The 11,732-nt window shown below is 52.2% G+C and carries 14 protein-coding genes; 2 read left to right on the top strand and 12 right to left on the bottom strand.

Annotated features, from left to right (window positions below):
• The first annotated feature begins 123 nt into the window (after positions 1-123).
• Entirely contained in the window at positions 124-531 is a 408-nt protein-coding gene (locus tag ACJHX3_RS14445; protein WP_001208079.1) for a MarR family winged helix-turn-helix transcriptional regulator, read from the top strand.
• Between the two features lie 120 nt (positions 532-651).
• Here ACJHX3_RS14445 and rpoS read toward each other — a convergent pair whose 3' ends face one another.
• The 12 genes from rpoS to cysD all read right to left on the bottom strand — a co-directional run bounded on the left by rpoS (position 652) and on the right by cysD (position 10,422).
• Positions 652-1,644, bottom strand: a complete 993-nt coding sequence (rpoS, locus tag ACJHX3_RS14440; RefSeq protein ID WP_000081550.1) for an RNA polymerase sigma factor RpoS — start codon at positions 1,642-1,644, stop codon at positions 652-654.
• A 62-nt stretch (positions 1,645-1,706) separates the two neighbouring features.
• Positions 1,707-2,801 (bottom strand): murein hydrolase activator NlpD, encoded by a 1,095-nt coding sequence (nlpD, locus tag ACJHX3_RS14435; protein WP_306174120.1) that lies wholly within the window; start codon positions 2,799-2,801, stop codon positions 1,707-1,709.
• Between the two features lie 184 nt (positions 2,802-2,985).
• The gene (gene pcm / locus ACJHX3_RS14430; protein ID WP_000254708.1) at positions 2,986-3,612 is read right to left on the bottom strand and encodes a protein-L-isoaspartate O-methyltransferase; all 627 of its coding nucleotides are present in this window, start codon (positions 3,610-3,612) and stop codon (positions 2,986-2,988) included.
• Positions 3,606-4,367 carry a 5'/3'-nucleotidase SurE gene (gene surE / locus ACJHX3_RS14425; RefSeq protein ID WP_001295182.1) on the bottom strand — a complete coding sequence of 254 codons (762 nt, stop codon included), beginning with the start codon at positions 4,365-4,367 and terminating at the stop codon, positions 3,606-3,608. The genes pcm and surE overlap by 7 nt, the downstream gene beginning before the upstream one ends.
• The gene (gene truD, locus ACJHX3_RS14420) at positions 4,348-5,397 is read right to left on the bottom strand and encodes a tRNA pseudouridine(13) synthase TruD (protein ID WP_000568922.1); all 1,050 of its coding nucleotides are present in this window, start codon (positions 5,395-5,397) and stop codon (positions 4,348-4,350) included. Before truD ends, surE begins: the two co-directional genes overlap by 20 nt.
• Positions 5,394-5,873 carry a 2-C-methyl-D-erythritol 2,4-cyclodiphosphate synthase gene (gene ispF / locus ACJHX3_RS14415; protein WP_001219242.1) on the bottom strand — a complete coding sequence of 160 codons (480 nt, stop codon included), beginning with the start codon at positions 5,871-5,873 and terminating at the stop codon, positions 5,394-5,396. The genes truD and ispF overlap by 4 nt, the downstream gene beginning before the upstream one ends.
• A complete protein-coding gene (gene ispD / locus ACJHX3_RS14410) occupies positions 5,873-6,583 on the bottom strand; it encodes a 2-C-methyl-D-erythritol 4-phosphate cytidylyltransferase (protein ID WP_000246138.1) in 711 nt (236 codons plus the stop codon). Before ispD ends, ispF begins: the two co-directional genes overlap by 1 nt.
• An 18-nt stretch (positions 6,584-6,601) precedes the next feature.
• Entirely contained in the window at positions 6,602-6,913 is a 312-nt protein-coding gene (gene ftsB / locus ACJHX3_RS14405) for a cell division protein FtsB (RefSeq protein WP_000517476.1), read from the bottom strand.
• Positions 6,914-7,106: 193 nt separating this feature from the next.
• Complete coding sequence (locus ACJHX3_RS14400) at positions 7,107-7,430, bottom strand: DUF3561 family protein (protein ID WP_001246103.1); 324 nt, start codon at positions 7,428-7,430, stop codon at positions 7,107-7,109.
• A 49-nt stretch (positions 7,431-7,479) separates the two neighbouring features.
• Positions 7,480-8,085, bottom strand: coding sequence for an adenylyl-sulfate kinase (gene cysC / locus ACJHX3_RS14395; protein ID WP_001173673.1), 606 nt, complete (start codon positions 8,083-8,085; stop codon positions 7,480-7,482).
• The gene (gene cysN, locus ACJHX3_RS14390) at positions 8,085-9,512 is read right to left on the bottom strand and encodes a sulfate adenylyltransferase subunit CysN (protein ID WP_001090390.1); all 1,428 of its coding nucleotides are present in this window, start codon (positions 9,510-9,512) and stop codon (positions 8,085-8,087) included. Before cysN ends, cysC begins: the two co-directional genes overlap by 1 nt.
• Position 9,513: 1 nt before the next feature.
• Positions 9,514-10,422 carry a sulfate adenylyltransferase subunit CysD gene (gene cysD, locus ACJHX3_RS14385; protein ID WP_000372392.1) on the bottom strand — a complete coding sequence of 303 codons (909 nt, stop codon included), beginning with the start codon at positions 10,420-10,422 and terminating at the stop codon, positions 9,514-9,516.
• A 251-nt stretch (positions 10,423-10,673) separates the two neighbouring features.
• Here cysD and iap point away from each other — a divergent pair, with 251 nt between their 5' ends.
• Positions 10,674-11,711 (top strand): alkaline phosphatase isozyme conversion aminopeptidase, encoded by a 1,038-nt coding sequence (iap, locus tag ACJHX3_RS14380; protein WP_000490430.1) that lies wholly within the window; start codon positions 10,674-10,676, stop codon positions 11,709-11,711.
• Positions 11,712-11,732 lie beyond the last annotated feature (21 nt).

The following is an 11,732-nucleotide window of genomic DNA, read 5'->3' as shown; positions in this document are numbered from 1 at the left end:
ATACGAACGTTATTATTAAAATACGCCTCTGTTTTCATCGCGGCAAGCACTGAAAAGTAACAACATCTTCTTCGTCACTGAAAAACCGCTATGATAGCCACAGATAGTTTGCCCGGAGTTTACATGGCGTTACGAAATAAAGCGTTCCATCAGTTACGACAGCTTTTTCAGCAGCACACGGCTCGCTGGCAGCACGAGTTACCTGACCTCACCAAACCACAGTACGCGGTGATGCGCGCCATTGCTGATAAGCCTGGTATCGAACAGGTGGCACTGATGGAAGCAGCAGTCAGCACCAAAGCAACGCTGGCAGAAATGCTGGCAAGAATGGAAAATCGTGGCTTAGTCAGACGAGAACATGACACCGCTGATAAGCGGCGACGCTTTGTCTGGCTGACTGCCGAAGGAGAAAAGGTACTTGCTGCGGCGATACCGATTGGTGACAGCGTGGATGAGGAATTTTTGGGGCGTTTGAGTGCAGAAGAGCAGGAGCTGTTTATGCAGCTGGTGCGCAAGATGATGAACGCATAGGGGGCAAATTTCCGGATGCGACGCTATCGCGTCTTATCCAGACTACAAATACACCGACTCACCAACCGAAAGAAAAAAGGCCAGCCTCGCTTGAGACTGGCCTTTCTGACAGATGCTTACTTACTCGCGGAACAGCGCTTCGATATTCAGCCCCTGCGTTTGCAGGATTTCGCGCAAACGGCGCAGGCCTTCAACCTGAATCTGGCGAACACGTTCACGGGTGAGGCCAATTTCACGACCTACATCTTCCAGTGTTGCCGCTTCGTACCCCAGCAAACCGAATCGACGTGCCAGTACTTCACGCTGTTTGGCGTTCAGCTCGAACAGCCATTTGACGATGCTCTGCTTCATATCGTCATCTTGCGTGGTATCTTCCGGACCGTTCTCTTTTTCATCGGCCAGGATGTCCAGCAACGCTTTTTCGGAATCACCACCTAGCGGGGTGTCTACCGAGGTAATGCGCTCGTTAAGACGAAGCATACGGCTGACGTCATCAACTGGCTTATCCAGTTGCTCTGCGATCTCTTCCGCACTTGGTTCGTGGTCCAGTTTATGGGACAACTCGCGTGCGGTTCGCAGGTAAACGTTCAGCTCCTTTACGATGTGAATCGGCAAACGAATAGTACGGGTTTGGTTCATAATCGCCCGTTCGATCGTCTGGCGAATCCACCAGGTTGCGTATGTTGAGAAGCGGAAACCACGTTCCGGGTCAAACTTCTCTACCGCGCGGATCAGCCCCAGGTTGCCCTCTTCGATCAGGTCCAGCAACGCCAGACCACGATTGCCATAACGGCGGGCAATTTTTACCACCAGACGCAAGTTACTCTCGATCATCCGGCGGCGGGAGGCAACATCTCCACGCAGTGCGCGACGCGCAAAATAAACTTCTTCTTCGGCCGTTAACAGTGGTGAATAACCAATCTCACCAAGGTAAAGCTGAGTCGCGTCCAACACACGCTGTGTGGCTCCCTGCGATAACAGTTCCTCTTCGGCCAAATCGTTATCACTGGGTTCCTCTTCTACTAAGGCCTTTTCGTCAAAAACCTCAACTCCGTTCTCATCAAATTCCGCATCTTCATTTAAATCATGAACTTTCAGCGTATTCTGACTCATAAGGTGGCTCCTACCCGTGATCCCTTGACGGAACATTCAAGCAAAAGCCTGGTTCCGCCGATTTATCGCTGCGGCAAATAACGCAGCGGGTTTACGGATTTCCCCTTGTAACGAATTTCAAAATGCAAGCGTGTTGAACTGGTTCCGGTGCTACCCATGGTTGCTATTTTTTGCCCCGCCTTCACTTCTTGTTGTTCCCGGACCAGCATTGTGTCGTTATGGGCGTAGGCACTCAGGTAATCATCATTATGTTTGATGATAATCAGATTACCGTAGCCGCGCAGCGCGTTACCGGCATAAACAACGCGGCCATCTGCGGTCGCGATAATTGCCTGTCCTTTGCTGCCTGCGATATCAATCCCCTTGTTGCCCCCCTCAGAAGCGCCAAAGGTTTCGATCACTTTGCCCTCAGTCGGCCAGCGCCAGGTGGAGATAGGCGTACTGGTTGATGTACTGCTGACAGTCGGCTCGGTTGTGCTTGCTGTTGGCACCGTTACAGGCGCTGTGACCGTGGTCGCAGTTGGCTTGTTGTTCGGCAACATTTTGTTAGCACTCTGTTCACCCGAAGACTCAGAATACGTAATTGTCGGTTGCGACGCAACAGCAACGGTGGAATTTTGTGCAGGCTTGATCACAACTCCTTGCTCTGCTGCGTCGGCCTGGGTAATGGCATTTCCGCCAGTGATTGGCGTACCGGAAGCATTACCCACCTGCAAGGTCTGACCAACGTTCAGCGCGTATGGTGCCTGAATATTGTTGCGCTGAGCAAGGTCACGGAAATCGTTGCCAGTAATCCAGGCGATATAGAAAAGTGTGTCGCCTTTTTTCACGGTATAGGTACTGCCGCTATAACTGCCTTTCGGAATGTTCCCATACTGACGGTTATAGACGATGCGTCCGTTTTCCATCTGTACCGGCTGCTGAGCTACTGGCTGCACCGGCTGGATTTGCGGTTGTTGAGTGGCCTGAATTTGTGGCTGCTGTACCGGCTGAATTTGCGGTTGCTGAGCTGTAGACGTCGTTCCCATTTTCGGCGGCGGCGTAATCAACATACCAGAATTGGTATTTGCAGGCGCATTGCCATTAACGGAGCTGACCGGTGCCGGTGGATTTGAAGTGTCAGAACAGCCTGCCAGCCATAGCGAAACCAGTGACAAAGCCGCAATGCGGCGAACGGTGAATTTTGGGCTTCCCGCGCTCATTTATCCCCCAGGAAAAATTGGTTAATAACCAGTGACATAATTACCGTGCAAGGCACCATACTGAACACTGGAAAAGATGTTCACGATACGCTGACCTGCGGCAAAATAACCAGGAAAAATCCAGGTATTTCCTCACGTTTTAAGCCAGCTCACCCTTCACTAAAGGGACAAAGCGCACGGCCTCCACGGTATCGATAATAAATTCGCCTCCCCGACGACGCACCCGTTTCAAATACTGGTGCTCCTCCCCTACGGGTAAGACGAGAATCCCGCCTTCGTCCAGCTGCGTCATTAGCGCAGTTGGAATTTCCGGCGGTGCCGCCGTAACAATGATAGCGTCAAACGGCGCACGTGCCTGCCAACCTTGCCATCCATCGCCATGACGGGTTGAAACATTATGTAAATCAAGATTTTTCAGGCGGCGACGCGCCTGCCACTGCAAGCCTTTAATCCGTTCGACCGAGCAAACATGCTGGACAAGATGCGCCAGGATTGCCGTTTGATATCCCGAACCGGTGCCAATTTCCAGCACCCGCGACTGCGGCGTCAGCTCGAGTAATTCGGTCATTCGCGCCACCATATACGGCTGCGAAATTGTCTGCCCCTGACCTATCGGCAAGGCGATATTGTCCCAGGCTTTTTGTTCAAACGCTTCATCAACGAATTTTTCACGCGGCACGGCGGCAAGTGCATTCAGCACCTGCTCATCCTGAATACCTTGCGCACGTAATTGATCCAGAAGTGCTTGTACGCGTCTGCTTACCATTGCGTGCCAACTCCCACGCTGTTTAACCAGTCTGAAACCACATCTTGCGCGCTATGCGCAGTTAAATCCACATGCAGCGGCGTGATGGAGACATAGCCCTCATCTACCGCAGCAAAATCGGTCCCCGGACCGGCATCACATTTACCGCCCGGCGGGCCAATCCAGTACAGCGTATTGCCGCGCGGATCTTGCTGCGGGATCACCTGATCTGCCGGATGTCGTGTACCGCAGCGCGTCACGCGAATACCTTTGATTTGATCCAAGGGTAAATCCGGAACGTTAATATTAAGAATACGTCCGGTGCGCAGCGGCTCTTTACACAGTGCGCGCAAAATTGAACAGGTTACCGCCGCGGCAGTGTCGTAATGTTTATGCCCGTCAAGCGAGACGGCAAGCGCCGGAAAACCTAAATGACGGCCTTCCATCGCGGCGGCTACCGTACCGGAATAAATAACATCATCCCCCAGATTCGGCCCGGCGTTAATTCCGGACACAACAATGTCCGGGCGCGGACGCATCAGAGCATTCACGCCAAGATAGACGCAATCGGTCGGGGTTCCCATTTGCACAGCAATATCACCATTTTCAAAGGTAAACGTGCGCAGGGAGGATTCCAGTGTCAGAGAATTTGAAGCGCCGCTGCGGTTACGATCTGGGGCGACCACCTGAACGTCAGCAAACTCACGCAAGGCTTTCGCCAGCGTTTGTATACCGGGTGCATGTACCCCGTCATCATTACTCAGCAATATGCGCATAATCACCTGTTGTGTTGATAAGTTCCCTGACAACGCTGGTTGCAAAACTACCCGCCGGAAGCCAGAAACGGATTTCTACGGTGACGTCATCCCACCAGTTCCAGCTTAATTGTTGCGGATACAGCAGCATCGCTCTGCGCGCTGCTTCAACTTTTTCGCGCACCAGTAAGGCTTGTAATTCAGTTTCTTCGGCGATAGCTGCTTGTTCGAATGCCAGCGCTTCACGCTGAGTTCCCCATTCACCACTGCCCGGCAATGCGGCGGTTATCATCAGCTCTTTATCGTTGACGCGACGCTGTAATTCCGCCAGTTCTTCGGTGGTTGCAACAAACCAGCTACCACGTCCGGCTAATTGTAGCGCATCGCCGTCAACAACTTGATTAACGTCTGCTTTTTTGAGGCGCTCAGCAACAATCTGATTAAACAACGCACTGCGGGCGGCCGACAACCAAAAACTCCGTTTATTGCGATCGCGCACCGGAGTATTGGTTTGCGCCCAGCGCAGCGCGCCCTGCAAGTTGCTACCGCCAATCCCAAAACGTTGGGCACCAAAATAGTTAGGCACGCCTTTTACGCAAATATCGATCAGACGTTGTTCAACGTCATCGCGATTGCTCACTTCGCGCAGAACCAGGGTAAAGGCGTTACCTTTCAGCGCGCCTAAACGCAGCTTGCGCTTGTGCCGCGCATACTCCAGCACCTGGCAGCCTTCCAGTTGAAAGGCGCTCAGATCGGGCATTTCCTTGCCCGGCACGCGAGCGCATAACCACTGTTCCGTAACAGCATGTTTGTCTTTTTGCCCAGCGAAGCTGACTTCACGGGCATGAATTTTAAGGAATTTTGCCAGTGCATCCGCCACAAAACGGGTATTGCAGCCGTTTTTGAGGATTCTAACCAGAATATGCTCACCTTCACCATCAGGCTCAAAGCCCAAATCTTCCACCACCACAAAGTCTTCCGGATTGGCTTTCAGCAGCCCGGTGCCTTGCGGTTTACCGTGGAGGTAAGTGAGATTATCAAACTCAATCATTTTGTTGCCTTAATGAGTAGCGCCACCGCTTCACAGGCAATCCCTTCCCCACGTCCGGTAAATCCAAGTTTTTCCGTAGTAGTGGCTTTCACGTTAACATCATCCATATGGCAGCCGAGATCTTCGGCAATAAACACGCGCATTTGTGGAATGTGCGGCAACATCTTCGGTGCCTGAGCGATGATAGTGACATCGACGTTGCCAAGGGTATAACCCTTCGCCTGAATACGACGCCAGGCTTCGCGTAGCAGCTCGCGGCTATCGGCACCTTTAAATGCCGGATCGGTATCCGGGAACAGTTTGCCGATATCCCCCAGCGCCGCCGCGCCAAGCAATGCATCGGTCAACGCATGGAGCGCCACGTCGCCATCAGAATGCGCCAGCAATCCTTTTTCGTAAGGAATGCGTACGCCACCAATGATAATTGGGCCTTCACCGCCAAAGGCGTGTACGTCAAAACCGTGTCCAATTCGCATTATGTATTCTCCTGATGGATGGTTCGGGTGAGGTAAAACTCGGCCAGTGCCAAATCTTCCGGTCGCGTGACTTTAATGTTATCCGCGCGGCCTTCGACCAACTGCGGATGGAATCCGCAATATTCCAGCGCCGAGGCTTCGTCGGTAATGGTAGCGCCTTCATTTAGAGCGCGCGTCAGGCAGTCATGTAACAGCTCGCGAGGGAAAAATTGCGGCGTCAGCGCGTGCCATAAGCCGTTGCGATCAACGGTATGAGCAATGGCATTTTTGCCCGGTTCGGCACGTTTCATCGTATCGCGCACTGGTGCGGCGAGGATCCCCCCCGTGCGGCTGGTTTCGCTCAACGCCAACAATCGCGCGAGGTCATCCTGATGCAGACAAGGACGAGCGGCGTCATGCACCAATACCCACTGCGCGTCGCCAGCGGCTTTCAGACCTGCCAGCACCGAATCGGCACGCTCATCACCGCCATCTACAACGGTGATTTGCGGATGATTCGCCAGAGGAAGTTGTGCAAAACGGCTATCGCCAGGACTTATGGCAATGACGACACGTTTCACCCGGGGATGCGCCAGCAGCGCATGCACCGAGTGTTCAAGAATGGTTTGATTACCGATTGAGAGATATTGCTTAGGACATTCCGTTTGCATTCGACGGCCAAATCCGGCCGCCGGAACCACGGCGCAAACATCCAAATGAGTGGTTGCCATGTTAATTCCCGGGCTGATTTATCGATTGTTTTGCCCCGCAGACTGTGCGCGCTTCGACGCGTCAGGCACCAGACGATAAAAAGTTTCGCCCGGCCTGGTCATGCTGAGTTCATTACGCGCACGCTCTTCGAGCGCCTCCTGGCCGCCATTGAGATCGTCAATTTCGGCAAAAAGTTGATCGTTTCGCGCTTTAAGTTTCGCGTTTGTAGCTTGCTGTGCCGCCACATCATCATTGACGCGGGTATAGTCATGTATACCGTTCTTACCGAACCACAGCGAATACTGTAGCCAGACCAGAATAGCCAGCAACAGCAGCGTTAGTTTACCCATCCTGCCCCCTGAAAAACGGCATCATCATCCCATGCATCCGAAGACGACTCTACATCCTCTGTTGGGGATACCGCGACAACGCGGGCAAATGTACCACATTTGTCCATTGTTACGTATACCCAGGGCGTGCAGAACATAATCTCATTATTAGTTACGGTTTGAATTATGAACAGAGGAGACAAGAAAGTACAAATTAGCCCAGTAGCCACATAAACAGTGCGCCAAACATAATGCCTACTGTCATCAGGGTGAAAACAATACTGTAGCGTAGCTTTCCGTCCATCAATGAATGCAGCGCAATCCCCACCACTACCGCGACGGGCATCAGCGCCAGAAAGAAAGGCCAGGTGTAGATAAAGAAGAACAGCGTGTTAGAGCCATAAATCAACATCGGCATCGCCAGCGCAAATAACCAGGAGATAAAACCGACCACGGCACCAGGCAGTGACCATGTGGTTTCTTCATCCTCAGTAAGGCTGTCGTTATTTGTTAGTGTAATGTTATGGCTATTACGCATATTTGATCCTGTTACTTTGACGAACCGGGCATGGAAACCCGGTGGTGTCTCAGGATCTGATAATATCGTTCTGTCTCAACAGATCTAATAATTGCTGTACCAAATTTGTTACTAATTGTTCACCATTGAGATGAATTTCTGCCGATTCAGGCGCTTCGTAAACAGAATCTATTCCCGTAAAGTTACGCAGTTCACCGGCACGCGCTTTCTTATATAAGCCTTTTGGATCGCGGGCTTCGCAAATCGCCAGCGGTGTATCGACAAACACTTCGATAAAGCGCCCTTCTCCTACGCGTTCGCGAACCATCTGGCGTTCGGCGCGGTGTGGCGAGATGAATGCGGTCAGCACCACCAGTCCGGCTTCAACCATCAAATTCGCCACTTCACCGACGCGACGGATATTCTCTTTACGATCGGCATCGCTAAAACCGAGATCGCTGCATAATCCGTGGCGAACATTGTCGCCATCCAGCAGATACGTACTGACGCCGAGTTTATGTAACGCCTCCTCCAGCGCCCCGGCGACCGTTGATTTACCGGACCCGGAGAGGCCGGTAAACCACAGCACTACACCACGATGACCGTGGTGTAGCTCGCGTTGTTGCACAGTGACCGGATGGCTATGCCAGACGACGTTTTCGTCATGCAGCGCCATTATTTATCCCCCAGCAAATCGCGCGCGCCCCAGTGCGGAAAGTGGCGACGAACCAGGGCATTCAATTCCAGTTCGAATGCACTGAATTCAGATGGCGCAGCAGTTGCCTGGCTAACTGGCTCGTGCACCATACCGGCACCCACGGTCACATTGCTCAGGCGATCGATAAAAATCAGCCCACCGGTAACCGGGTTTTGCTGATAACGATCTAACACCAGTGGCTCGTCAAAAGTGAGATCCACCAGGCCGATGCCGTTCAGCGGCAGGTTTTCAACTTCGCGTTGGGTAAGGTTATTAATATCAACCTGATAACGAATGCCATCAACACGAGCACGCGTCTTCTTACCGGCAATTTTGATGTCGTAACTCTGGCCTGGGGAAAGCGGCTGTTCCGCCATCCATACCACATCCACCGACGCGCTCTGCACAGCCGGTAACGCTTCGTCTGCCGCCAGCAGCAGATCGCCACGGCTGATGTCGATCTCATCCGTTAGCACCAGGGTGATCGCTTCTTCGGCAAAGGCTTCTTCGCGATCGCCATCAAAAGTCACGATCCGCGCGACGTTTGATTCCACACCAGAGGGCAGCACTTTGACACGTTGCCCGACTTCCACTCGACCGGATGCCAGCGTTCCGGCGTAGCCACGAAAATCGAGATTCGGGCGATTAACGTACTGCACCGGGAAGCGCATTGGCTGGGCATCCACCACTCGCTGGATCTCCACGGTTTCCAGCACTTCGAGCAGTGTCGGACCGCTGTACCACGGCATACTTTCACTTTGCGAAGCCACGTTGTCGCCTTCCAGTGCAGAGAGCGGCACAAAGCGGATATCCAGATTACCCGGCAGCTGCCCGGCAAACGTCAGATAATCTTCGCGAATACGGGTGAACGTCTCTTCACTGTAACCCACCAGATCCATTTTGTTGATCGCCACGACCAGATGTTTGATCCCCAACAGTGTGGAGATAAAACTGTGACGACGGGTTTGATCGAGCACGCCTTTACGGGCGTCGATCAGTAAGATCGCCAGTTCGCATGTCGATGCGCCGGTCGCCATATTGCGGGTGTACTGCTCGTGCCCAGGGGTGTCGGCGATAATAAATTTGCGCTTCTCGGTAGAGAAATAACGGTAAGCCACGTCAATGGTGATGCCCTGTTCGCGCTCAGCTTGCAGGCCGTCCACCAGCAGTGCCAGATCCAGTTTTTCGCCCTGGGTGCCGTGACGTTTACTGTCGTTATGCAGCGATGAGAGCTGATCTTCGTAGATTTGGCGGGTATCGTGCAGCAGGCGACCAATCAGGGTACTTTTGCCGTCATCGACGCTACCACAGGTCAGAAAACGCAGCAGGCTTTTATGTTGTTGCGCAATCATCCAGGCTTCGACGCCGCCTTCATTGGCGATTTGTTGTGCTAGTGCGGTGTTCATCTTAAAAATACCCCTGACGTTTTTTCAGCTCCATAGACCCCGCCTGGTCGCGGTCAATCACGCGGCCCTGACGTTCACTGGTGGTGGAAACCAGCATCTCTTCGATGATCTCCGGCAGTGTTTGTGCATTTGACTCCACCGCGCCGGTCAGCGGCCAGCAGCCCAGCGTACGGAAACGCACCATCCGTTTTTTAATCACTTCGCCCGGTTGCAGGTCGATACGGTTGTCATCAATCATCATCAACATACCGTCGCGTTCCAGAACCGGACGTTCCGCAGCGAGATACAGCGGCACAATGTCGATATTTTCCAGCCAGATGTATTGCCAGATATCCTGCTCGGTCCAGTTAGAGAGCGGGAAGACGCGGATGCTTTCGCCTTTGTTAATTTGCCCGTTGTAGTTGTGCCACAGCTCCGGGCGCTGATTTTTCGGATCCCAGCGATGGAAGCGGTCACGGAAAGAGTAAATTCGCTCTTTAGCGCGGGATTTCTCTTCGTCACGGCGCGCACCACCGAAGGCGGCATCAAAACCGTATTTGTTCAGCGCCTGTTTCAGGCCTTCAGTTTTCATAATATCGGTATGTTTCGCGCTGCCGTGCACGAATGGATTAATCCCCATCGCCACGCCTTCCGGGTTTTTATGCACCAGCAGCTCGCAGCCGTAGGCTTTCGCCGTACGATCGCGGAACTCATACATCTCGCGGAATTTCCAGCCGGTATCGACATGCAGCAACGGGAAAGGCAGCGTACCTGGATAAAACGCCTTGCGCGCCAGATGCAACATGACGCTGGAATCTTTACCGATAGAGTAGAGCATCACCGGATTTGAGAATTCTGCCGCCACCTCGCGAATAATGTGGATGCTTTCCGCCTCCAGTTGCCGCAGGTGAGTAAGTCGTTTTTGATCCATAACCGTTCCTTTGCAATACCGCTATTTTCTTGCCATCAGATGTTTCGACTATAGGGAGCGTAAGAGAACGAATGAAATTACCAATTAGAATGAGTAGTTCCTTAACGGAATAACGATTTGGCAAAGCTAATATCAAAAAGTGCTTAAGGCACCGGATTTCGGGCGTTTAGGAAGATTTGAAATTGTTTTAGCGCAGCGGCAGTTTCATACTATGGCGGTAAAAAAATTTGCATGGTATTTAAGGACTCACTATGTTTTCCGCATTGCGCCACCGTACCGCTGCCCTGGCGCTCGGCGTATGCTTTATTCTCCCCGTACACGCCTCGTCACCTAAACCTGGCGATTTTGCTAATACCCAGGCACGACATATTGCTACTTTCTTTCCGGGACGCATGACCGGAACTCCTGCAGAAATGTTATCTGCCGATTATATTCGCCAACAGTTTCAGCAAATGGGTTATCGCAGTGATATTCGGACATTTAATAGTCGGTATATTTATACCGCCCGCGATAATCGCAAGAGCTGGCATAACGTGACGGGAAGTACGGTGATTGCCGCTCATGAAGGCAAAGCGCCGCAGCAGATCATCATTATGGCGCATCTGGATACTTACGCCCCGCTGAGCGATGCTGACGCCGATGCCAATCTCGGCGGGCTGACGTTACAAGGAATGGATGATAATGCCGCAGGTTTAGGTGTCATGCTGGAACTGGCAGAACGCCTGAAAAATACGCCTACCGAGTATGGTATTCGATTTGTGGCGACCAGTGGTGAAGAGGAAGGGAAATTAGGTGCTGAGAATTTACTCAAGCGGATGAGTGACACCGAAAAGAAAAATACGCTGCTGGTGATTAATCTCGATAACTTAATTGTTGGCGATAAATTGTATTTCAACAGTGGTGTAAAAACCCCTGAAGCAGTAAGGAAATTAACGCGCGACAGGGCACTGGCAATTGCGCGTAGTCATGGAATTGCCGCAACGACCAATCCGGGTTTGAATAAAAATTATCCGAAGGGTACTGGCTGTTGTAATGACGCCGAAGTTTTCGACAAAGCCGGTATTGCCGTACTTTCGGTAGAAGCAACAAATTGGAATCTTGGGAATAAGGATGGTTATCAGCAACGCGCAAAAACAGCAGCATTCCCTGCGGGAAATAGCTGGCATGACGTAAGACTGGATAATCAACAACATATTGATAAGGCACTTCCAGGAAGAATAGAACGTCGCTGCCGTGATGTTATGCGGATAATGCTACCGCTGGTGAAGGAGCTGGCGAAGGCGTCTTGATGGGTTTGAAATGATTACTCC

Source organism: Escherichia sp. WS1265 (assembly GCF_046487585.1).
GTDB lineage: Bacteria > Pseudomonadota > Gammaproteobacteria > Enterobacterales > Enterobacteriaceae > Escherichia > Escherichia coli.
The sequence above is the reverse complement of the archived record's forward strand: the minus strand, read 5'-3'. Positions and strand labels throughout refer to the sequence as shown.